This is a genomic window from Plantactinospora sp. GCM10030261, assembly GCF_042666615.1.
In the GTDB taxonomy this organism is placed as follows: Bacteria; Actinomycetota; Actinomycetes; order Mycobacteriales; family Micromonosporaceae; genus KBS50.
This window is the reverse complement of the sequence record NZ_JBHTDD010000013.1, coordinates 133033-153273: the sequence shown is the minus strand read 5'-3', so window position 1 is coordinate 153273 and position 20241 is coordinate 133033. Positions and strand designations below refer to the sequence as shown.

At 69.9% G+C, this 20241-nt stretch carries 22 protein-coding genes; 9 read left to right on the top strand and 13 right to left on the bottom strand.

Features of this window, described 5'->3' with window-relative positions; genetic code table 11:
* Positions 1 to 19 precede the first annotated feature (19 nt).
* From ACFQUZ_RS17470 to ACFQUZ_RS17455, 4 genes are all read left to right on the top strand, one after another.
* Positions 20 to 559 carry a SigE family RNA polymerase sigma factor gene (locus ACFQUZ_RS17470; protein ID WP_377443433.1) on the top strand — a complete coding sequence of 180 codons (540 nt, stop codon included), beginning with the start codon at positions 20 to 22 and terminating at the stop codon, positions 557 to 559.
* A complete protein-coding gene (locus ACFQUZ_RS17465; protein WP_377443347.1) occupies positions 559 to 1383 on the top strand; it encodes a hypothetical protein in 825 nt (274 codons plus the stop codon). The genes ACFQUZ_RS17470 and ACFQUZ_RS17465 overlap by 1 nt, the downstream gene beginning before the upstream one ends.
* Positions 1384 to 1508: 125 nt before the next feature.
* The gene (locus tag ACFQUZ_RS17460; RefSeq protein ID WP_377443345.1) at positions 1509 to 1862 is read left to right on the top strand and encodes a VOC family protein; all 354 of its coding nucleotides are present in this window, start codon (positions 1509 to 1511) and stop codon (positions 1860 to 1862) included.
* Between the two features lie 367 nt (positions 1863 to 2229).
* Positions 2230 to 2559 (top strand): TraR/DksA family transcriptional regulator, encoded by a 330-nt coding sequence (locus tag ACFQUZ_RS17455; RefSeq protein ID WP_377443343.1) that lies wholly within the window; start codon positions 2230 to 2232, stop codon positions 2557 to 2559.
* Positions 2560 to 2670: 111 nt separating this feature from the next.
* Here ACFQUZ_RS17455 and ACFQUZ_RS17450 read toward each other — a convergent pair whose 3' ends face one another.
* From ACFQUZ_RS17450 to ACFQUZ_RS17420, 7 genes are all read right to left on the bottom strand, one after another.
* Positions 2671 to 3327: a dihydrofolate reductase family protein gene (locus tag ACFQUZ_RS17450; protein WP_377443341.1), complete on the bottom strand. Its 657-nt coding sequence runs from the start codon at positions 3325 to 3327 to the stop codon at positions 2671 to 2673.
* A gap of 62 nt (positions 3328 to 3389) precedes the next feature.
* Positions 3390 to 3716, bottom strand: a complete 327-nt coding sequence (locus ACFQUZ_RS17445; RefSeq protein WP_377443339.1) for a hypothetical protein — start codon at positions 3714 to 3716, stop codon at positions 3390 to 3392.
* A 41-nt stretch (positions 3717 to 3757) separates the two neighbouring features.
* On the bottom strand, positions 3758 to 4828 hold the full coding sequence (locus ACFQUZ_RS17440) for a hypothetical protein (RefSeq protein ID WP_377443337.1): 1071 nt from the start codon (positions 4826 to 4828) through the stop codon (positions 3758 to 3760).
* A 275-nt stretch (positions 4829 to 5103) separates the two neighbouring features.
* The gene (locus tag ACFQUZ_RS17435) at positions 5104 to 6480 is read right to left on the bottom strand and encodes a GH1 family beta-glucosidase (RefSeq protein WP_377443431.1); all 1377 of its coding nucleotides are present in this window, start codon (positions 6478 to 6480) and stop codon (positions 5104 to 5106) included.
* A gap of 110 nt (positions 6481 to 6590) precedes the next feature.
* Positions 6591 to 7475: a carbohydrate ABC transporter permease gene (locus ACFQUZ_RS17430; protein WP_377443429.1), complete on the bottom strand. Its 885-nt coding sequence runs from the start codon at positions 7473 to 7475 to the stop codon at positions 6591 to 6593.
* A gap of 16 nt (positions 7476 to 7491) precedes the next feature.
* On the bottom strand, positions 7492 to 8511 hold the full coding sequence (locus tag ACFQUZ_RS17425; RefSeq protein WP_377443335.1) for a carbohydrate ABC transporter permease: 1020 nt from the start codon (positions 8509 to 8511) through the stop codon (positions 7492 to 7494).
* A 70-nt stretch (positions 8512 to 8581) separates the two neighbouring features.
* Positions 8582 to 9880 carry an extracellular solute-binding protein gene (locus tag ACFQUZ_RS17420; protein ID WP_377443333.1) on the bottom strand — a complete coding sequence of 433 codons (1299 nt, stop codon included), beginning with the start codon at positions 9878 to 9880 and terminating at the stop codon, positions 8582 to 8584.
* Between the two features lie 560 nt (positions 9881 to 10440).
* Here ACFQUZ_RS17420 and ACFQUZ_RS17415 point away from each other — a divergent pair.
* Together ACFQUZ_RS17415 and ACFQUZ_RS17410 are read left to right on the top strand one after the other, a co-directional pair.
* Positions 10441 to 11451, top strand: a complete 1011-nt coding sequence (locus ACFQUZ_RS17415; RefSeq protein WP_377443331.1) for a LacI family DNA-binding transcriptional regulator — start codon at positions 10441 to 10443, stop codon at positions 11449 to 11451.
* A 260-nt stretch (positions 11452 to 11711) separates the two neighbouring features.
* Positions 11712 to 14684, top strand: a complete 2973-nt coding sequence (locus ACFQUZ_RS17410) for a glycosyl hydrolase (RefSeq protein ID WP_377443329.1) — start codon at positions 11712 to 11714, stop codon at positions 14682 to 14684.
* A gap of 118 nt (positions 14685 to 14802) precedes the next feature.
* Here ACFQUZ_RS17410 and ACFQUZ_RS17405 read toward each other — a convergent pair whose 3' ends face one another.
* Positions 14803 to 15561 carry an alpha/beta fold hydrolase gene (locus tag ACFQUZ_RS17405; protein ID WP_377443327.1) on the bottom strand — a complete coding sequence of 253 codons (759 nt, stop codon included), beginning with the start codon at positions 15559 to 15561 and terminating at the stop codon, positions 14803 to 14805.
* A gap of 108 nt (positions 15562 to 15669) precedes the next feature.
* Here ACFQUZ_RS17405 and ACFQUZ_RS17400 point away from each other — a divergent pair, with 108 nt between their 5' ends.
* Together ACFQUZ_RS17400 and ACFQUZ_RS17395 are read left to right on the top strand one after the other, a co-directional pair.
* Positions 15670 to 16500 carry a metallophosphoesterase family protein gene (locus ACFQUZ_RS17400; RefSeq protein ID WP_377443325.1) on the top strand — a complete coding sequence of 277 codons (831 nt, stop codon included), beginning with the start codon at positions 15670 to 15672 and terminating at the stop codon, positions 16498 to 16500.
* 8 nt (positions 16501 to 16508) lie between these two features.
* Positions 16509 to 17213 carry a 4'-phosphopantetheinyl transferase gene (locus ACFQUZ_RS17395; RefSeq protein WP_377443323.1) on the top strand — a complete coding sequence of 235 codons (705 nt, stop codon included), beginning with the start codon at positions 16509 to 16511 and terminating at the stop codon, positions 17211 to 17213.
* Between the two features lie 110 nt (positions 17214 to 17323).
* Here the strand turns inward: ACFQUZ_RS17395 and ACFQUZ_RS17390 are convergent, their stop codons facing one another.
* From ACFQUZ_RS17390 to ACFQUZ_RS17375, 4 genes are all read right to left on the bottom strand, one after another.
* Positions 17324 to 17542 (bottom strand): hypothetical protein, encoded by a 219-nt coding sequence (locus ACFQUZ_RS17390; RefSeq protein ID WP_377443321.1) that lies wholly within the window; start codon positions 17540 to 17542, stop codon positions 17324 to 17326.
* A gap of 125 nt (positions 17543 to 17667) precedes the next feature.
* Positions 17668 to 18024, bottom strand: coding sequence for a nuclear transport factor 2 family protein (locus ACFQUZ_RS17385; protein WP_377443319.1), 357 nt, complete (start codon positions 18022 to 18024; stop codon positions 17668 to 17670).
* Between the two features lie 24 nt (positions 18025 to 18048).
* Positions 18049 to 18486, bottom strand: coding sequence for an SRPBCC domain-containing protein (locus tag ACFQUZ_RS17380; RefSeq protein ID WP_377443317.1), 438 nt, complete (start codon positions 18484 to 18486; stop codon positions 18049 to 18051).
* On the bottom strand, positions 18483 to 18830 hold the full coding sequence (locus ACFQUZ_RS17375; protein ID WP_377443315.1) for an ArsR/SmtB family transcription factor: 348 nt from the start codon (positions 18828 to 18830) through the stop codon (positions 18483 to 18485). The genes ACFQUZ_RS17380 and ACFQUZ_RS17375 overlap by 4 nt, the downstream gene beginning before the upstream one ends.
* 240 nt (positions 18831 to 19070) lie before the next feature.
* Between ACFQUZ_RS17375 and ACFQUZ_RS17370 the strand changes: the two genes are divergently transcribed.
* Complete coding sequence (locus tag ACFQUZ_RS17370; protein WP_377443313.1) at positions 19071 to 19847, top strand: GAF and ANTAR domain-containing protein; 777 nt, start codon at positions 19071 to 19073, stop codon at positions 19845 to 19847.
* On the opposite strand, the gene ACFQUZ_RS17365 is transcribed toward ACFQUZ_RS17370, so the two are convergent.
* The gene (locus ACFQUZ_RS17365) at positions 19832 to 20239 is read right to left on the bottom strand and encodes an STAS domain-containing protein (RefSeq protein WP_377443311.1); all 408 of its coding nucleotides are present in this window, start codon (positions 20237 to 20239) and stop codon (positions 19832 to 19834) included. The genes ACFQUZ_RS17370 and ACFQUZ_RS17365 overlap by 16 nt on opposite strands.
* Positions 20240 to 20241: the final 2 nt, after the last annotated feature.

Below are 20241 nucleotides of genomic sequence, written 5' to 3'. Positions count from 1 at the left end.
GAGCGATGTGAGGAGAAGCCTGTTCGGTGGTCCTGACGATCGCGACCGCGAATTCACGGAGTACTACGTGGCTCGCGGGAGCCGGCTGAGAGCCACCGCATACCTGCTGTGTGGTGACTGGCATCAGGCTGAGGATCTGACCCAGATCACCTTCGCCAAGCTGTACCGCAACTGGCGCCGGATCGCGCACCGCGAGGTGCTTGACGCGTACGCGCGGAAGGTGTTGTTACGCGCGTTCCTGGACGAACGGCGGCGGCCGTGGCGGCGCGAACACATCACCGGCCACGACAGCCCCGAACTGGACTACGCCGTCGACGCGGTCGACGTCGAGAGCCGGATGGTGCTGCGGGCTGCCCTCCTGGCGCTACCGGCGCGGCAGCGGGCGGTGCTGGTGCTGCGCTTCTGGGAGGACCTGCCGGTGCAGCAGGTGGCCGAACTGCTCGGGCTGGCCACCGGGACGGTCAAGAGCCTGAGCGCCCGGGGTCTGAACCGGTTACGGGCCGCCCTCGACACCGATGACGCCAATCAAGACCGAAGACTGCTGGAGGGACTCCGGTGATGGAAGCCAGGGAGATGTTCCACGACCTGCTGAGCGCGCCGAATCCGCCGATGACGCCACCCGCCGAGACGCTCGCCGCCGCACGGCGCAGCCAGCGTGCGCATCGGGTCCGGCTCGGGGCGTCGGGTGCCGTGACGGCGGCGGCCGTCGTGGTCGCGACGCTCGCCGCCGTGCCGGCCATCACCGGTTCGCCCGCGGACGACGGGGCCGCCACCGAGGGACTGGTCGCGGCGAGCCCGGCCGATTCCGCCGTACGGGTCAACGACGGTTCGGACCTGCTGGACGCGGTGAGTTCGGCGATACCGTCCGGCTACCTGCTCCGCGTCGGGGACAAGGCCGCGACCGTCGCGGACGTGGGGAGCCTGCGGCCCGGGCAGGGACTTGAGGGGGTCCGGCTCGTCCAGCTTGAGGCCAAGCTGTACGGCTCCGAACAGATCGATGATCTACAAATCTCGATCACGGACTCCACGGCGGCCGCCGACCCGATTCGTCGAACCGCCGCGCCGCCGACCGGTGACCTGTGTGCGCGGCGCCCGGCGCCCCCCGGCATGTCGAGCCAGCGTACGGGGAGCGGGCCGGAGGATTGCCGGACGGTGTTTGTCGGTGACGAACCGATCCGGACCCATACGGAACGTGTCCCGGCCGGTGCCGGTGTGGGTGGGACGGTGTCTCGTTGCTTCTTCGCCAGTCGGTTCGGTGCCGGCTTCGAGGTGAGCGCTCAGATTTGCCCGGAACCGGCCGCACCACGCGCCGGTGCCGAGTCGCCGATGCTCACTGTGGAGCAGCTTGCCGCGATCGCTGCCCGACCCGTCCCGGCGGGCTGAGCCGGCACTGATACCCCGCATCGGGCCGCGGTCGGTCCTCGCGCCACCCGACGACGGCCGCGGCTCGCCGCGACAGGACGCTGCGGCCTCCCGACATTGACGTACCGCCTCACTAGCATGCCGACATGGCTGTTGACCTGTTCGCCGGAATACCGGTCACCGACTACTCCGCTGCCCTGAGCTGGTACGAGAAGCTGCTCGGCCAGCCACCGTCATTCATCCCCCATGACACGGAGGCGGTGTGGGAACTCGCCGAACACCGGTACCTGTACATCGAACAGCTCCCCGAGCACGCCGGTCACGCCCGGCACACCGTCTTCGTTGACGATCTGGACGCCATCGTGACCGCGATCGCCCGCCGGGGCCTGGAGCCGGCGAAGCGGGAGACCTACTCGAACGGCGTACGGAAAGCCACGTACACCGACCCCGAAGGCAACGAGATCGGGTACGGCGGCGCCCCCGTCGGGAGCCCGGAATGACCGGCCGCCCGGGGCCACGGCGAGCGGTTGCCGGCGCAGGGCGTGCGGAGGACAGCGGCGGACTGGCAGGATATCGAACTCTTTCGAGGTGGCTTCCCCGCCGTGCTCGGCCTATGGTGGGCGGATGCCGATGGTGAGGTTCCGCCTGCCTGCCGTCACGAACGTGACGGCGATTCGGCCTGCCCACGGGCTGCCGAACCCGGCACCCGCCGGTCGCCGTAACCCGGCACCCGCCGGTCGCCGTAACCCGGCACCCGCCGGTCGCGGTCCACCGGCGGGCACCTCCATTCCAGGAACGACCGCCAGGGCGAAGCTTCACAGCTTCGGCCCTTTTTCTTTATCCCTCTGACGAGCACAGGACAGGAACATGACAGTAGACACGAACTCCGCCGCCCAGGGTTGGCTCGCCGACCTGCGGGCGTCGCTGGAGCAGGACCTCGCGGTCCAGACCGCCCGGCTCAAGGAACTCACGGAACTCACCGCGGACACCGGTGACCCGGGCGAGGCGCACACCCAGGCGGCGCTGCTGGCGGCCACCCGGCACAGTGTCGAACGGATCACCGGCGCCCTGCGGCGGATCGCCGAGGGTCGGTACGGTCGCTGTGAGCGTTGTGACGCCCAGATCCCGCCCGAACGGCTCGAGGTGCTGCCGCACGCCCGCTACTGCGTGCCCTGCCAGCAGAAGCACAACGGATAGGGCACGCGTATACCTCTGAGGCATTTCGATGCCTCAGAGGTATAACCGCCCAGGCGGGCCCACGTTAAGGGCCGGCTCGGTTCCGACGCCGAGATCACGGCTGCTGCCGGCTCATTCCACGATGGTGCCGAGGACCGGCGCGCCGGCGTTCTCGTAGGTCATCAGCGCCACTCCGCTGCCGGTGGTCCGGTTGTCCACCAGCTTGAGTCCGGCGGGCGGCACGCCATCGGCGAACAGCCGCCGGCCGCGGCCCAGCACCACCGGGAAGACCAACAGGTGGTACGCGTCGATCAGGCCGTCCGCCATCAGCGACCGGGCGAGCGCGCTGCTGCCGTGGATCTGTAGCTCGCGGCCGGGCTGGTTCTTGAGCTCGGTGACCGCCTTTACCACGTCTCCGTCCAGGCGTCGCGCGCCCGACCAGGTCAGCTCGTCGGTGCGGCTGGTGGCCACGTGCTTCGGCAGCCCGTTGAGCGCCGTCGCGACCGGATCCGCCGGGTCGGTCACCTGGGGCCACCAGGCGGCCATCAGGTCGTACGTGTGCCGGCCGAGCAGGAAGGCGTCGGCCCGCCCGAAGATCTCGCTGACGAACCCGCCGACGGCCTCGTCGAAGTGCGCCGGCAGCCAACCGCCCAGGTTGAAGCCGCCGCTCGGGTCTTCCTCGGGCGCGCCGGGGGACTGGGTGACGCCGTCGAGGGTGATGAAGTTGGTCAGGGTGAGTCGCATCGTCGTGCCTTTCGTCGGCTGGTCCGGCCCAGTGCCGGTCCTCACCGAGCCGACGGTCGGCCGGCCGGCGATTCGACAGCCACCCCATCGTAATAGTGTGATGTGGCTCACTTTTCTCGGCGTTTCGGGTGGTTCATGTTGATCACCGTGTGGGTGTCCCCCTCGCCGCCCTTGACAATGGTGCCGGTCCGCCAGGCCAGCAGTGGATGGAACGACCATCGCGGTTCGCGACGGCCGGCGTCGTCGGTTCGCGGTGCCGACCGGCGCGACAGCGCCGCCACGATCGTCCCGCCGGCGACCAGCAACGCCAGCAGGAACGCGGCCACGCTCGCGTACCGGTCGGCTCGTTCGAGCCCCTGCCGGGCGAGGAAGGCGATGGCACCGGCCAGGGCCAGCGCCAGCACGAGGATCGCGAACCAGGTGTGACGTCGCATCCGTTCCTCCTCATCGAGTGACCAGCGGATCAGCGGGGCCATCACAGGTCGTTGAAATCCACCCAGTCGATGCCGGGATGGTCCTTGACCGGGCTGGTCACGAAGCGCTCCGCCCACCGCCGGGCCGGCGGCTCCGGCACCTCTGGCGGTTCCGGTTCCGGCACGTCGGGCGCCTCCGGCGGTTCCGGCATCATGTCCAGCGGATCGAGCCAGGTCTGTCGACCGATGACCGGGGCAGCGAACTCGTGCAGATCGCTCAGATCGGCGAGGATGTCCTGCCTTCGCGGCACCGCCCGGTCGACCCGGGTGCGGATCTCGTGGGTGTTTCCCCTGCCCACCATCACGGTGGCCGCGTCGGTGACCCGGGCGGCCCCGAACAGGCTGAACAGGATGGTCGGCCGCCGGGGCAGGTCCGTGGCGTGGTCGAGCAGCGCCAACTCCTCGATGCGACCGCAGGCCGTCAATACCGCCCGCAGCAGCTCGGCGGTACGCGCGCCCGGCGTCGGCTCAAGGATGGCGTGCGCGAAGAGCCTGACGAGGTCGGCGTCGTGGGCCAGGACTTTCGCCGCCGGCAACTCGGTCCGGTTGACGACGTACTCGTTGGTGAGCGTGGTCGACGACCCGTCCGCACGCACCAGGGTGCCGGTGTCGCTCGCGGCGACCAGTCGGTTCGCCCGGACCGGCATGCTCACCTCGGTCGGCCCTCGCTCGTCCGGCGTGCCGACCACCCGGGACAGGGAATCCTGGAACGCGGCGATCCGCTGTCGGTCGTCGGGCGCGATCAGCAACTCGCGCAGGGCGTCCCGAACGTCGTCGTCCCGGATCACCTGGTCGAGAGGCAGTTCGACCCGCTCGACATGGTAGTGATCGATCTGCGTGAGGTGGCAGTCGTCGCCGTCCACCACGGCCGTGGCGCGGACGGTGTGGATGGTGTGCGCGGGAAAGAACCGCGCCAGGCCGGACGCGCTGACCAGGCCGAGCGACGGCGCCGTGACATCGAGAACCGGCACCGCCTTCGGTGCGACCCGGGATGCCGGGGCGTCCGGCGGTCTGGTCTCGAAGAAGCGCCGCTCGTCGCCGGGGCCTCCGAGTCGCTTGTCGATGCTCGGCACCTGGTCAGCGTGGCACACGATGTCCATCGCCGGCGCGTCTACTGGTGCGAGCCGTCCGTCTGAACGCGGTGAGGGGGCGGAGAGCGGGGTACGACTCTCCGCCCCCTCGGCCATCCCCCGGCTTATCAGCTCCACTCGAAGTCGCGGCGCATGTGCGGCCTCCTTCCGGTAAGGACAGACGATGATCGCCTATCACTACGAAAGTAGTATAGGAAGGTCGGCTACATGTAGGAAGTCTGCGTTAAGAGACGTGCCCCACAGCGGGGAGGCGACGGCTACCGGCCACCTCCGGCTTCCGGCAGCGCGTTCCGGGCAATGACGGACCGGTACCAGTGCGCGCTGTCCTTCGGCGTCCGGAGCTGCGTGCGGTAGTCGACGTGCACCAGGCCGAACCTCTTGTCGTATCCCCACGCCCACTCGAAGTTGTCCAGCAGCGACCAGACCAGGTAGCCGCGCACGTCGGCCCCGTCGGCCAGCGCACCGTGCACGGCCCGCAGATGACCGTCCAGGTAGGAAATGCGAGCGGCGTCGACGATGCGGCCGGCCACCATCCGGTCTTCGAAGGCGGCGCCGTTCTCGGTGACCCAGAGCGGGACGCCCGGGTAGTCGCGATGCAGCCGACGGAGCAGGTCACCCAACCCCGTCGGATCGATCTCCCAACCCATCGCGGTGGTCGGCCCGGCCGCCGGTCGGAACTCGATGCCCTCGGTGCCCGGGTAGGTGCCGCCACCACCCGGTGCGCCAGGTCGCGCGGCCACGTACGTCGGGTTGTAGTAGTTGACGCCGAGCAGGTCGATCGGCGCGGCGATGGTCTTCTCGTCGGTCTCGGCCAGCCAGGTCGGCTCGCCGAATCGACCGAGGTGCGCCAGCACATCGGGCGGGTATCCGTTGCCGAACACCGGATCCAGGAAGATCCGGTTGTGCAGTCCGTCGACGAGACGCACCGCTTCGGCGTCGGCGGCGCTGTCCGGGTCGGCCGGCCGTACCGCGACGGGATTGACCACCAGCCCGACGTTGCGCGCGCCACCCGCGCGCAGCGCCTGGGTGCCAAGGCCGTGCGCGAGCAGCAGGTGGTGGACGGCGGTGAAGGCCGCGGCCGGATCCGTGCGGCCGGGCGCGTGGATGCCGCTGCCGTAGCCGAGGTACGCCGAACACCACGGCTCGTTGAGGGTCACCCACTTGTCGACCCGGTCGCCGAGCCGGTCGTGCACGGCGGTGGCGTACTCGGCGAACGCCTCGGCGGTGGCCCGGTTGGTCCAACCACCACGGTCCTCCAGCGCCTGCGGCAGGTCCCAGTGATAGAGGGTGGGCATCGGGGTGATGCCGTGGGAGCGCAGTTCGTCGACGAGCCGGTCGTAGAAGTCGAGTCCGCGTTGATTGGTCGGCCCGACGCCGCCGGGCCGGACCCGGGGCCAGGCGACCGAGAACCGGTACGCCCGCAGGCCGAGGTCGGCCATCAGCGCCACGTCGTCGCGGTAGCGGTGATAGTGGTCGCAGGCGTGGTCACCGGTGTGACCACCGTCGACGGCTCCCGGCGTACGGCTGAACGTGTCCCAGATGGACGGACCGCGACCGTCCGCGTCAACCGCGCCCTCGATCTGGTACGCGGCGGTGGCCGCGCCCCAGACGAACCCTTCGGGAAACTGACTCATGCCGTGTCGGCTGGGCATGCGCTCATGGCCCTCGCTTCGCTCGGTGCGTTCGCTCATGCTGTGCTGGCTGGGCATGCGCTCATGGCCCTCGCTTCGCTCGGTGCGTTCGCTCATGCCTTCACGGCTCCTTCCATGATTCCGCCGATGATCTGCCGACCGAAGGCGACGAAGACCAGCAGCAACGGCAGTGTGGCGATGGCCGTGCCGGTGAAGATCTGGGACATGTCCTGGTAGTAGCCGTTCGACAGGGAACGCAGGGACAGTTGCACGGTGGGGTTGGCCGGGTCGTTGAGCACGGCGTACGGCCAGATGAAGTCGTTCCAGGTGGCCATGAAGGTGAGCAGGCCGAGGACGGCGGCGGCCGGTCGCAGCGCGGGCAGCACCACGTTCAGGTAGATCCGCAGCGAGCTGCATCCGTCGACCCTCGCGGCCTCGATCAGCTCGTCGGCGACGGCGTCGGCGGTGTACTGCCGCATGAGGAAGACACCGAAGCCGGTGACCAGGCAGGGCACGATCACCGCCTGGAGCTGGCCGGTCCAGCCGAACTTGCTCATCAGGATGTAGAGCGGAATGACGCCGAGCTGGGTGGGCACCGCCATCGTGGCGATGATGACCAGCAGCAGCTTGTTGCGGCCGCGGAAGCGTAGCTTCGCGAACGCGAACCCGGCGAGCGAGGAGAACAGCACCACCGAGACGGTCACGCAGGACGCCACGATTGTGGAGTTGACCAGGCCGGTGAGGAAGTTCGCGTCGGTGTTGGCGAACAGCCGGGCCACGTTCTCGGGCAGGTTGCTGCCGGGCAGCAACGGTGGCGGCAGCTGTCCCATGGCGTCGTTCGTGCGGGTCGCCACGACGATCATCCAGTAGATCGGGAAGATCGACAGGGCGCAGGCCAGCAGCAGCGTGAGGTAGGTGAGGCGACTCGCGCTCCACAACCCGGACCCGGTGCCTCCGGTACGGCCGCCGGCGCGCGACGTCCCGTCGCGCCGCGCCATCATCGGGTACGCCATGTCACTGTCCTCCCTTGGCGCCGCCGGTCCGACGGATGAGTGCCACATTGACGATGGCCACGACGATGATCAGCAGGAACAGCAGCCAGGCGATGGCCGAGCCGTAGCCGAAGTTGAAGTGCGGCGCGAATGCGTTCTCGAACATGTACATGGTGATGGTCTGCGATTCCCGGGTCGGTCCGCCGCGGATCGGGTTGACGCCCGAGTTGAACAGCAGCGGTTCGGTGAACAGTTGCAGCCCGCCGATGGTGGAGATGACCGTGCAGAAGATGATCGTCGGGCGGAGCAGCGGCACGGTGATCGACCAGAACTGGCGCGCCGGACGCGCCCCGTCGAGCGCCGCCGACTCGTACAGGTGGCGGGGGATGGCCTGCATGGCGGCCAGGAAGATCAGCGCGTTGTAGCCGGTCCACCGCCAGTCCACCATCGTGGAGATGGCGATCCAGGAGCCGATCCGGTTGGCGTGCCAGTCGACCGGACCGACGCCGACCAGGCCGAGCACCCAGTTCACCAGGCCGAAGTCGCGGCTGAACAACTGGCCGAAGACGATCGCCACCGCCGCGGTCGAGGTGATGTTGGGGATGACGACGCCCATCCGGAACGACGTACGCGCCCGCAGGCCCCGGTTGAGCAGGTTTGCCACCCACAGTGCCAGCAGGAGTTGCGGAACGGTGGAGATGACGAAGATGCCGAGGGTGTTCACCACGGCGTTCCAGAAGTCGCCGTCGCCCAGCACGGCGGTGTAGTTCGCGAACCCGACGAACGGATGGTCGGCGGCCATCAGGTCCCAGTCGTGCAGCGAGACCCAGGCGGTGTATCCGAGCGGATAGAGCCCGAATACCGCGAAGAGCAGGAAAAACGGGGCAATGTAGAGGTACGGGGCGTATCGGTTGTCGAACCGGTTGGTCCACGGCGCGAGCCGGCGCGGCGGTGGCGGAGCACCGGCCGCGCGGCCGGCGCGGGCGCCCGGGCCGCCCGCCGGCCCGGGCCGGCGGGGGCTGGTGTCGACCTGGAGACTCATCGGGCTCCTTGCGGGAGAAGTGGAGGGCCGGGCCCCCGGTCCCGACCGGAGCCGGGACCGGGGAGGTTTGCTACTTCTGCGCGGCGGACTTCGCCTTGTTGACCGCGTCGGTCCAGCCGTCGGCGGGACTGCGCTGGCCGAGTTCGACGGTGCGGACCGCGTTCTCCACCTCGGTGCGGACGGCCTGGTTCTTCGGTCCCATGTAGACCGGCTTGAGACTCCTGGCGCCGGCGCCGAAGATCTGACCGACGGGGGCGTCGCTGAAGTACGGGTTGGTGGCGTCCTTCACGGCCGGGTCGTCGAGCGCCTGCGGCGAGGACGGCAGGTTGCCCTTGGACTTGAAGGCGCCGATCTGGCCCTCGGGGCTGGTCAGGAACTTGAGCAGCTCGATGGCCTCCTTCTTGTGCTTGCTCTGCTTCGGCACCGCGAGCACCGAGCCGCCCCAGTTGCCGCCGTTGCCGGGCACGCTGGCGATGTCCCACTTGCCCTTCGCCTCCGGGCCCGCGTTGCCCTCGATGACGCCGGTCATCCAGGCCGGGCAGGCGATGGTGGCGAACTTGGCCTGCTTGAAGGCGGCGACCCACTCGTTCGACCAGGCCCCGAAGGCGCCGGACAGCTTGCTGTCGATGATCTTCACAGTGGTGTCGTACGCCTCCCGGACCGCCGGGTTGCTGTCCACCACCAGGTTGTCGGAGGTGTCGTAGTAGCTGTAGCCGGTGCTGTTGCCGGCGGTCTGCAGCAGGATGGTGTTGAACGTGTTGGTGGCCGCGTCGAGGAAGCTGGCCCCGGTGTTGGCGGCGGCGAACTTCTTCCCGGTCTCGATGTACGCCTCCCAGGTCGGCCAGAGTTTCGACACCTCAGCCCGGTCGGTGGGCAGCCCGGCCTTCTCGAAAAGGTCCTTGCGGTAGCACATCGCCATGCCGCCGACGTCGGTGCCGAGCCCCATCAGGTATTTGCCGTCCTCGGCGAGCCCCTGGTTCCACCGCCAGTCCAGGTAGTTGCCCTTGAGGTCACCGGCGCCGTGGTCGAACAGGTTGACGAAGTTGCCGGGGTTGGCCCGGTATTCGACAAGCAGACCCTCCTCGATGGCGACGACGTCTCCGGCTCCCGAGCCGGCGGCCAGCCACTGGGTCAGTTTGGGGGAGTACTCGTCGAGGTTCGTGCCGGTGCCCCGCTCCACGATCTTGATGTTCGGGTGGTCGGCCATGTACTGCTGGTACAGATCCTGGTAACCGAACTGGCTGAACACGTCGACGGTCAGCGTGATGGTGCCGTCGCCGGCTGACTCGTCGCCGCAGGCGGAAATGCCGGTAAGGGCCACGGTGGCCGCTAGCGCGGCCGCGGCCCAGCGGCGGGGACGGACTCTCATGAATTCGGACCCCTCTCAGGTCACGTCGATCGGTCTGCTGGATGGCGGTCGGTCGCGCCGGGTGGCGCGGGGCGTGGGCTGAGCCCGGTCGCCAGCCCGGTCGCGAGCCCGGTCGCGAGCCCGGTCATCCCGTGCCCGGTCCAGACGGGAGAGCGTTCTCAATGCTGTCTTAGCGTCACCGCAAGCGCGGTCTGCTGTCAAGAGAGCGCTCTCAGATTGGGGTTTTCGGGTACGCTGGTGCGCGTCGACAGGTGGTCGGGAGTGCGCCGCCGACAGCAGTGCCTGCTTGGCCGGGGACAGCGTCGGGGCGGGTCGGGTCGCCTCGACGTCCGCCCGGCGGACCCGGGGCCGGCGTGCGGCCCAGCCCGACCGGCGTGCGGGTCGCACGCTTATCAGCTCCGGCAAACTCCCTGATCGTCAGGCCGGTGGTGGAGAAATCGCGGGTTGGGCCCGTGGATACGATGGCGGTGGAGGTGGCCCGTGACCCGAGACAGCGGCCGGTATCCGTTCGGGCCGGTGTCCGCGGCGCCAGCCGTGCCGGCGTCCATGCCGGTCGGCCGATGACCACCGCGGGCGGACGGCCGACGTTGGAGGCCGTGGCGCGGCGCGCCGGCGTCTCCCGGGCCACGGTGTCCCGCGTGGTCAACGGCTCGCCGAAGGTGGCGGAGGAGATCCAGGCCAGGGTTCGGCGGGCGGTCGAGGAGATGGGGTACGTCCCGAACCAGGCCGCCCGAACACTCGTCACCCAGCGGACCGACTCCATCGCACTGGTCTTCACCGAGCAGGCCAACCGGGTTTTCTCCGACGACCAGTACTTCCCCGGGATCATCTTCGGGGTCAGCCAGGTGCTCGAGGACGCCGACAAGCAACTTGTCCTGCTGATGGCCCATTCGGACGCCGGACACGAGCGGATCGAGCGGTACACCACGGGCGGGCACGTCGACGGTGTCCTCATCGCCTCCATGCACGGCGCGGATCCGCTGCCCGCCGCCCTGGCACGGCACCGCCTCCCGGTGATCTGCGGTGGCCGCCCGCTCGCCCGAGCGAGCCTTCCGTACGTCGATGTCGACCAGACCGGCGGCGTCACCGCGGCGATCCGCTACCTGCTGCGCAGCGGCCGGCGCCGGATCGCCACCATTGCCGGACCGCAGGACATGGTCGCCGGCATCGAGCGGCTGGCGGCGTACCGCACCGCGCTTGACGACTCCGATCGCCGGTCGATCGTCGCGGTGGGCGACTTCACCCGGGCCTCGGGTGCGGCGGCGATGCGCCAGTTGCTGGCCGACGACCCGCATCTGGACGCCGTCTTCGTCGCGTCCGACCTGATGGCGCACGGTGCCCTGCGGACGTTACGCGAGGCGGGACGCCGGGTGCCGGAGGACGTCGCGGTGATCGGCTTCGACGACATCGAGATGGCGCAGTTCACCGATCCGCCGCTGACCACCGTGCGGCAACCGATCGTGGAGATGGGCCGGCGGATGGCCGAGCAGGTGCTCCGGCTGGTGTCCGGCGAGCCAGTCGAGCCGGTAGTCGTCCTGGACACCGAGCTGATCCGCCGCGACTCCGCCTGACCCCCGCCCCCTCTTCTCCCTCCCGCGATCTTGCGTTTTGGGCTGCCGTTCTGTGGGCTATTGACCCTTTTCTCGCAGCCACAAAAGCAAGATCGCGGGCCATGGGCGGGGTCCGGCAACACCGCGGAAATATTGACGACGCCCGAACTCGTGGTTACGCTGCCGGTACTTCTCGCTGAGAGAGCGCTCTCACAGCCGCCCTGAACCTCGACCCGGCGCCCCGGCGCAGCCGCCTCGGGATCCGCCGCCACGGAGGCATCATGAGACCGACCCCCTACCCCCGGCACCCCGCGCCGGCGCGTGCCGCCGCTTCCCCGAACCGCGTCCGCGGCGTCGCGTTGGCGCGTGAGCGTGCCACCGCGCTGTTCGCCGCCGGCACCGCGCTGGTGCTGCTGGTCGCCGGACTGACCCTGGTCACCGGCCCACCCGCGCAGGCGGCGCCGGTCGGCGCCGGCAGCTACACGACCACCCCGGTGGGTCCGCTGCCCGCCGGCTGCGGCCAGCAGTCGACAAACCCCCGGCAGTACGTCACGGCCAACGCCCCGACCGGTCCCGTCCCCACCAACGACTGGTGGTCGTCGCTGCTGTGGAAGCGCACGGACTGCGCGTACAGCGAACCGTTGCACGCTCACCCGCTGTCCTACGACACTTTCGGCGACGGCCTGGGCTTCTCCGCCACCTCCACACCCGTCATCACCGGCACCTCCACCGGCGTAGGGGAGTACCACTACCCGTACGCCGAGGACATCCGGGTTGGCGTCGCCGGGCTGGCCGCCCCGACCGTGAAGGTCGACGGGTGGAGCGACTGGACGGTCAGCCCGCACTGGAGCGACGGCACCCGTACCCTGCGCGCCACCATCGGCCACGGCCTACCGTTCGCGTATTTCCAGGCCACCGGCGGTGCCGCCCAGATCAGCGCTACCGGTACGCCACGGATCTGGGCCAACACCGGTTCCACAATCGGGTTCACGGTCGCCGGCCACGACTACGTCGGTTACGCCCCGACCGGTGCCAGCTGGACCGTCAGCGGTGGCCGGATCACCTCCACGCTGGCCGGCAGGGGCTATTTCTCCGTGGCGTTGCTGCCCGCCTCCGGCGGTGACACCGAACGCGTCAACCTGGCGACCAGCTATGGCCGGTACGCGCACGCGCACGTCACCGGCACCCGGGTCGGCTACGCGTACCAGCCCGCGACGAGCGCGCTGACCACCACGTACGCGTTCACCACCGTCGCCCGGGAGGGCACAGCCACACAGACCGTGACCGCCCTCTACCCGCACCAGTGGAAGTCGCTGACCGGCGCCACCCCGCTCGCCGAGACGTACCCGTCCGCGCGCGGACGGATGCGGGTGCTCACCGGTGTCGACCGGTTCACCACCTCGATGCGGTTCCACGGCGTACTGCCCGAACTGCCGGCCGTCGCCACCGGGGCCGGCGCCGACCTGGCCACCCTCCGTGACCACCTGGCCGCCACCCGGGGCAACCCGATGGACCAGCGCGGCGGCGACACGTACTGGACGGGCAAGGGCCTCGGCCGCGCCGCCCGGCTCGCCGAGGTCGCCGACCTGGTCGGCGACACCACCACCCGGGACGGCGCGCTGGCCGCCATCCGCGGCACGCTCACCGACTGGTTCACGGCCGCACCCGGCGAGGCCGCCCGGATCTTCTACTACGACGCCAACTGGGGCACGCTCATCGGTTACCCGGCCTCCTATGGATCCGACCAGGAGCTGAACGACCACCACTTCCATTACGGCTACTTCATCGCCGCCGCGGCGACGCTTGCCAAGTTCGACCCGGGCTGGGCGGCGACCAACCAGTACGGCGGCATGGTCGACCTGCTCATCCGGGACGCCAACAACTACGACCGCACCGACGGCCGGTTCCCGTACCTGCGGGACTTCGACATCTACGCCGGCCACGACTGGGCCTCCGGGCACGGCTCGTTCGGGGCCGGGAACAACCAGGAGTCCTCGTCCGAGGGGATGAACTTCGCCACCGCGCTCATCCAGTGGGGGCAGGTCACCGGTAACACCGCCGTCCGCGACGCGGGGATCTTCATCTACACCACGCAGGCCGCGGCCATCCAGGAGTACTGGTTCGACGTCAGCGACGAGAACTTCCCCACAGCGTTCGGCCACGCCACGGTGGGCATGGTCTGGGGTGACGGCGGCGCGTACGCCACCTGGTTCAGCGCCGAGCCGGAAATGATCCAGGGCATCAACCTGCTCCCGGTCACCGGTGGGCACCTCTACCTCGGCTACCACCCGGGGTACGTGCGCACCAACTACGCCGAGCTGGTCCGCAACAACGGCGGCCCGCCCACCGTGTGGCAGGACATCCTCTGGCAGTTCCAGGCGCTGGGCGATGGCGACGCGGCGCTGGCGAACCTCCGCGCCAATCCCGGATACACCCCCGAGGAGGGGGAGAGCCGCGCGCACACGTTCCACTGGATCCGCAACCTCGCGGCCCTCGGCACCGTCGACACCGGCGTCACGGCCAACCATCCACTGTCGGCCGTCTTCACCCGCGACGGCGCCCGCACCTACGTGGCGTCCAACATCACCGGTACGCCGATTACCGTCACCTTCTCGACCGGCACCACGCTGACCGTGCCGGCCGGTAAGACCGCCACCACCGGGGCGTACACCTGGAGCGGTGGAAACGCGGGCGGCGGCACCGACCCGGACCCCGACCCGACGGACCCGGATCCCGATCCGACGGACCCTGACCCGGACCCGACGGACCCGGATCCGACCGACCCGCCGGGCGACCCGGTCCGGCACCTGCTGCCCGGCGGCGGGCTCGGAGCGGCCGGCAGCGCCGGCACCGTCACCGTCGCGGCCGCGAACGGCAACCATGACGGTACGCCGACCAACCCCGAGGTGTTCACGGCAACCGGCCTCGACATGGGGTATCAGGGCGGCCAGACCACCTTCGACCTGCACCTGGACGCGGGCACGGCGGTCGGCAACGGGGTGCAGGTGCGGGTCTCCTACGACCTGAGCGGCAACGGGACCTGGGAGCGGGTGGAGACGTACCGCTACTTCGCCACCGACCCGATCCCCGGCTACGAGCACTACACGCAGCAGGCCGGGCTGCTCTCGGCCACCGGCGTGCTCGGTGACCTCGACGGCGGCACCGTGCGGGTCGAGGTCTGGTCGGCGATCGGCAACAACCCCACCACCCTGGCCGTAGGCAACACCTCCCTGCTCCGCCTCCCGCACGCCTAACTCCTCCCCGTTCCCCCCACCCCCGCGATCTTGTGCTTTGGGTTGTCGATTGGGGAGGCTTTAGCCCCTTTGCCGGAACCAAAAGTGCAAGATCGCGGGGAAGGGGGGTGGGGTTACTTCAGGGCTTGGTGGGGTGGAGGAAGTCGGTCAGCAGGGGGGTCACCGCGTCCGGTCGTTCCAGGCTCGGCAGGTGGCCCGCCCAGTCCAGCTCGACATGCCGGGCGCCCGGGATCCGCGTCGACAGGTCGGCGGCGATCTCGCGGAAGTCGGCGAGGTCGTGGGCGCCCGCGACCAGCAGGGTCGGGGCCGTGATGGTGGCCGGATCGGTGACCACCCGGATCGGCTCGAACTCCTCCTCGGCGGCCAACTGCACCTCGAACGCGTGCCGCTGCATCCGGCGGACCTTGTCCCGGGTCGCCTCGTCAGCGTGCGGCCCGAGCCAGGTCTCGACATTGAGTTCCGTGGCGCCGGCGACGTCGCCGGCCGCCAGCAGTTCGTCCTCGCGGTCACCGAAGGCCCGCAGCTCGGCACCGGGGTGGTGCCCGGCGAGCGCGGTGGCGAGCAGCGCCAACGCCGTCACCCGCGCCGGCCAGCGGGCGGCGAATTCCACAGCGACCTGCCCGCCGCCGGACGCCGCGACCAGCGCGGTCCGCTCGACGCCGAGCCGATCCAGCAGGTCCGCGACGTCCTGGGCGTCGTTGTGCGGCCGGTCCGGGACCGGCGTCTCGCCGTACCCCCGGAAGTCACAGCGCAGCACGCGCCAGCCGGCATCGACCAGGGCCGGCAGCTGCGGGTCCCACATCCGTCGGTCGCCGGCGGTGGAGTGCAGCAGGGTCACCGTCGGGCCGTCACCGACAACGTCATGCGCGAGTGTCATCGCCGTGACCGTACCGGTCCGGTACGCGGGGTGCCGCCGAATTACCCGGTTCGGCATAGGGTGGGGGCAGGGCCCGCGTGACGCCGACGACAGGGGGTGTACGGCGGGATGGCCGGCGCGACGTTGACCGCGGTGAGCGACCTGCACGTGTCCTATCCGGACAACCGGGCGGTGGTGGAGCGGATCAAGCCCCGCTCGCCCGACGACTGGTTGCTGGTGGCCGGGGACGTGGCCGAGCGTCCGGCCGACGTGGAATGGGCGTTGACGCTGCTGCGTCAGCGGTTCGCCGAGGTGATCTGGTCGCCCGGCAACCACGAGTTGTGGACCCTGCGGGACGATCCGGTCCAGCTGCGCGGCGAGGCCCGCTACCGGCACCTCGTGGCGCTGTGCCGACGCATCGGGGTGCACACCCCGGAGGACCCGTACCCGGTGTGGGAGGGCGAGGGCGGTCCGGTGACCGTGGCGCCGCTGTTCGTCGGCTACGACTACACGTTCCTCACCCCGGGCACGACGACCAAGGCGGAGTCGATGCGGGTCGCCCACGAGACCGGGGTGGTCTGCACCGACGAATACCTGCTGCATCCCGATCCGTACGGCAGCCGGGAGATCTGGTGCGAGCGACGCGTCGCGTACACCGAGCGGCGCCTCGCCGAATGCGACCCGGACATCCCGACCGTGCTGGTCAACCATTATCCGCTGGTCCGCGAGCCCACCCGGATCCTGCGATACCAGCAGTTCGCCCAGTGGTGCGGCACCGAACGCACAAGTGACTGGCATCTGCGCTTCCGCGCCGCGGTCGTGGTCTACGGACATCTGCACATCCCCCGGACCACCTGGCACGACGGCGTGCGCTTCGAAGAGGTCTCGCTCGGCTATCCGCGGGAATGGCGGCGCCGCGGCGCGGTCCCCGACCCGGTCCGTCCGGTGCTCGTTCCATGATCGAGGAAATGTTGCCGGCGACCGTGGCCTGGGCCGAGGCGTTCGACGACTCCGCACCGTGTCCGCTGTTCCCCGCCGAGGAGGCGGTGATCGCCCGCGCCGTGGAGAAGCGACGGCGGGAGTTCACCACGGGCCGTTGGTGTGCCCGGCAGGCCCTCGCCCAGCTGGGTCATGCGCCGGTCCCCATCGTGCCGGGCACCCGCGGCGCACCTACCTGGCCGCTCGGGTTGGTCGGCACTATCACCCACTGCACGGGCTACCGCGCCGCCGTCGTGGGTCGCTCCGCCACGGTGCTCACCGTCGGTGTGGACGCCGAGCCGGACGATCCGCTGCCGCCGGGCGTGCTGGACGCGATCGGGCTGCCCGAGGAACGCGACTGGATCGCCGAACGGTCCCGCGCCGAGCCCAAGATCAGCTGGGGGAAACTGCTGTTCAGCGCGAAGGAGTCGGTCTACAAGGCGTGGTATCCGCTGACCGGCCGATGGCTTGGTTTCGAGGAGGCACGGATCACCATCGACGCCACGGGAGACATGGCCGGCACCTTCACCGCGGACCTTCTGGTCGACGGGCCGGTGCTGCCCCAGCACGGTCCGCTGCGCGGTTTCGCCGGACGCTGGCTTGCCCAGCGCGGGCTCGTTGTGACAGCCATCGTCGTGCCGGCCGACGCCGATCGTCCCGGCTCGTCGGAACCCCACGCCGGCGCGCCGGCCTAGCCGCCCACGAACCGCGCCGCGAACCGCCGGACACGACGAACGGGCTGCTCAGAGCCGTGTGGCGTCCTCGCTAGCCCGTGTCGTCGCTGGTTAACGCCCGAGCGGGGCCGTCATGACGGGCGTCGCCGTTCGCGCCGCCTCGTCGCGTACGGCAGCACGAACAGGTACAGGCCGGTGAGCAGGAGCAGGGCGAGTGGCAGCAGCGGCACGTAGGACACCCATTCGACAGCGTCGTCCTGCGTCAGGACGACCACGGTGACGACGACGGTCACCGTGAACGTGACGGCCAGCCAGCGGTGGATCTGTCGGACCCACATGTTGCGGTTCATCGCGACCTCCTCGACGGTGCTCGATCCCGGCCGGTCTGCCGGGCGCGATGTCGACGGAGGTCACGCTATCCGCGGCGGGGTGCCAGGACTTCTCGAATCCTGACCGGTTCGGGTGCCGAGCGCGATCAGCGAAGCGGGACAATGTACGAGTCGACTCGGGCGATGAGTCCGTCCCGGAACGTGAACAGGTCGTTGAACGCGAAGCGGAACGGGCCGTCGCTGACGCTGACGCCGCGGCCCTCGCCCGTGGTGACCACGACCTGGCCGTCCTCGTGGATCCGCTGGACGTCGAGCGTCGGGCTGCCGGTGAAACCCGGATTCTCGATCTCGGTGTCGAACTCGGCCTTGCCGTGGGTGGTCCGGTGACCATGGATGACCCACTCGACGTCGTCGGTGAGAGTGGCGAGGATTCGCGGGTGGTCGCTCGTCCGAAATCCTTCGAGGTATTCCGCGACCAGGTCGCGCTGCGTCATGTCGTTCATGGCGTACTCCCATCTGGTGTTCCGTCAGGGCCGCAGGTGTGCGGCCAGGGCGTCGAGGATCGAGGCGAGTCCACCGGCCGCCTGGCCGGTGCGCAGCTCGGGGGGAAGCCGGCGCTGGTGGACGGTGAGGTGCGTGCCGTCGCCGGCGCGGTTGATGGTGACGGTCGTCCGGATCCCGGTGACCGGTTCGTCGAAGACGAGTTCGCGCGGTGCGGTGACGCTCACGTAGACGAACCGGAGCCGCCGGCAGGTGCCGTCCAGGGCGCGGGTGTCGAGCTCGAACTCCCCGCCGGGTCGCAGGTCGACGGTCACGGACTCCGGGGGCACGGTGGCGTGTGAACCACCCCAGAACGTCGCGATGCTCGCCGGCGAGGTGAAGGCGGACCACACTCGTTGAGGCTCCACCGGGAGGTGGCGTTGGGCGATGAGTTCGTCGCCGCGGAGTTCCGCGCCGGCGGTCACCGGTCCGCTCCGTCGTCGATGAGGTGCTGCTCAAGGGCGACGAGCCGGTCGTTCCAGGTGCGGCGCTGATCGTCGATCCACGTGCCGAGCAGCGACAGCCGGTCCACCCGCAGCCGGCAGGGGCGTCTGGTGCCCTCCCGACGCTGCTCGACGAGGCCACATCGCCGCAGCACGCCGATGTGGTGGGAGATTGCCTGCTGCGTCACGTCGAACGGTTCAGCCAGCTCACCCACCGTGGCGTCGCCGTGCGCGAGACGAGTCACCAGGGCCCGACGGACCGGGTCGCCGAGGGCGGCGAAGGCCGAGTCCAGTTCCGGACCGGGAGATTCCAGCGAGGTAGGCACGGCACCACCATAATACAAATGCTTCTTTTTGCAAACACTTTTTTGTTGAGGTGGTGACCGCGGGCCCGCAGTCACGGGTTTCCGCCTTTCGTCGGGACTGCGCACCACCTACTCAGTTCGGCCCGGCGTACCCGTGACCCGACGTCGAGTGAGAGCGGAAGGCATGGATCGGCGGCCGGGGGAGTCGCCGGTTGTCCGGTTGGGTAACCCGAATCTGTCCGCGACGGAAGGGCGGCAGACATGGCCGAGCAGGGCGGGGCGCGCGAGCGCGGGACACCGTCGGACAGCTTCACCGCCCAGGCCGACAAGCCCGACTGGCTGGCGGTCCGACTCGGTGAGCTGGCCCGTTCGCTGCAAGATCTGGACGACGCCCGGACCACCCTCGTCGGCATTGTCCGGGCGGCGGTGGAGACGATTCCGGGCGCCCAACACGCCGGGATCATGGAGGTGCGGCAGCGGCGCAAGCTTGTCACGTCCGCCGCGTCCAGCGACCTCGTGCGGCGGGTGGACCGGGCCCAGTACGACGTCGGCGAGGGACCCTGCCTCAGCGCGCTCTACGACCATCGCACCGTGCGGATGGCGGACGTCGACACCGAGCGGCGGTGGCCGCGGTTCACCCGGCGGGCTGCGGCCCTCGGCGTGGGGAGCATGCTTTCCTGTCAGCTCTACCTGGTGCGGGACGATCTCGGCGCGTTGAACCTGTACGCCGAGGAACCACACGCCTTCACCGACGAGTCCGAACACATCGCGCTGCTGTTCGCCGCCCACGCGGCGGTGGCGATGGCAGACGCACTCAGGCTCGACCAGATGTCCCGGGCGCTGGACATCCGGGACGTGATCGGTCAGGCCAAGGGCATCCTCATGGAGCGGTACCGGCTGACGGATCAGCGGGCGTTCGCCGTGCTCATGCGGACGAGCCAGAACGAGAACGTCAAGCTGGTCGACGTGGCGCGACATCTGGTCGAGACGCGTGAACTGCTCGGCCGGGGCGAGCCGACCGGTCAGTCGGGCGGATGATCCGCCGCCACCGAGCCAAGGAGCAGGTCGTCGACGCCGGCGATCTGCAAGACCCGACGGACCGTTCGGACGGGATTGTGGATCACCAGTCGGCAGCCCACCTCGGCGGCGCGCTCCCGGGCGCGCAGCAACGCCAGGATGCCGGCCGAGTCCAGGAACGGGACGGCGGCGAGATCGAGATCGAGATGGGTGGGTGGCCGTCCCTGGAGGATCGGTGTGATGGCGGACTCGACCTGGTGCGCGGAGGCCATGTCGAGTTCGCCGCTGAGGGCGACGCGGGTCCTGGGCCGTGCCGGCTCCCCGCCCGACAGGATCGGCCGCCGGTCTGGCGAGCCCGGCGCGGGCGAACGACGGCGTGCGTCGTCAACGTTACTCTCTGCGACCAATTGCATGC

Coding starts and splice junctions, on each gene's coding strand:
- ACFQUZ_RS17465 (WP_377443347.1), top strand. CDS start 559: ATGGAAGCCAGGGAGATGTTCCACGACCTGCTGAGCGCGCCGAATCCG.
- ACFQUZ_RS17460 (WP_377443345.1), top strand. CDS start 1,509: ATGGCTGTTGACCTGTTCGCCGGAATACCGGTCACCGACTACTCCGCT.
- ACFQUZ_RS17455 (WP_377443343.1), top strand. CDS start 2,230: ATGACAGTAGACACGAACTCCGCCGCCCAGGGTTGGCTCGCCGACCTG.
- ACFQUZ_RS17445 (WP_377443339.1), bottom strand. CDS start 3,716: ATGCGACGTCACACCTGGTTCGCGATCCTCGTGCTGGCGCTGGCCCTG.
- ACFQUZ_RS17435 (WP_377443431.1), bottom strand. CDS start 6,480: ATGAGTCAGTTTCCCGAAGGGTTCGTCTGGGGCGCGGCCACCGCCGCG.
- ACFQUZ_RS17430 (WP_377443429.1), bottom strand. CDS start 7,475: ATGGCGCGGCGCGACGGGACGTCGCGCGCCGGCGGCCGTACCGGAGGC.
- ACFQUZ_RS17425 (WP_377443335.1), bottom strand. CDS start 8,511: ATGAGTCTCCAGGTCGACACCAGCCCCCGCCGGCCCGGGCCGGCGGGC.
- ACFQUZ_RS17420 (WP_377443333.1), bottom strand. CDS start 9,880: ATGAGAGTCCGTCCCCGCCGCTGGGCCGCGGCCGCGCTAGCGGCCACC.
- ACFQUZ_RS17415 (WP_377443331.1), top strand. CDS start 10,441: ATGACCACCGCGGGCGGACGGCCGACGTTGGAGGCCGTGGCGCGGCGC.
- ACFQUZ_RS17410 (WP_377443329.1), top strand. CDS start 11,712: ATGAGACCGACCCCCTACCCCCGGCACCCCGCGCCGGCGCGTGCCGCC.
- ACFQUZ_RS17405 (WP_377443327.1), bottom strand. CDS start 15,561: ATGACACTCGCGCATGACGTTGTCGGTGACGGCCCGACGGTGACCCTG.
- ACFQUZ_RS17400 (WP_377443325.1), top strand. CDS start 15,670: ATGGCCGGCGCGACGTTGACCGCGGTGAGCGACCTGCACGTGTCCTAT.
- ACFQUZ_RS17395 (WP_377443323.1), top strand. CDS start 16,509: ATGTTGCCGGCGACCGTGGCCTGGGCCGAGGCGTTCGACGACTCCGCA.
- ACFQUZ_RS17390 (WP_377443321.1), bottom strand. CDS start 17,542: ATGAACCGCAACATGTGGGTCCGACAGATCCACCGCTGGCTGGCCGTC.
- ACFQUZ_RS17385 (WP_377443319.1), bottom strand. CDS start 18,024: ATGAACGACATGACGCAGCGCGACCTGGTCGCGGAATACCTCGAAGGA.
- ACFQUZ_RS17370 (WP_377443313.1), top strand. CDS start 19,071: ATGGCCGAGCAGGGCGGGGCGCGCGAGCGCGGGACACCGTCGGACAGC.
- ACFQUZ_RS17365 (WP_377443311.1), bottom strand. CDS start 20,239: ATGCAATTGGTCGCAGAGAGTAACGTTGACGACGCACGCCGTCGTTCG.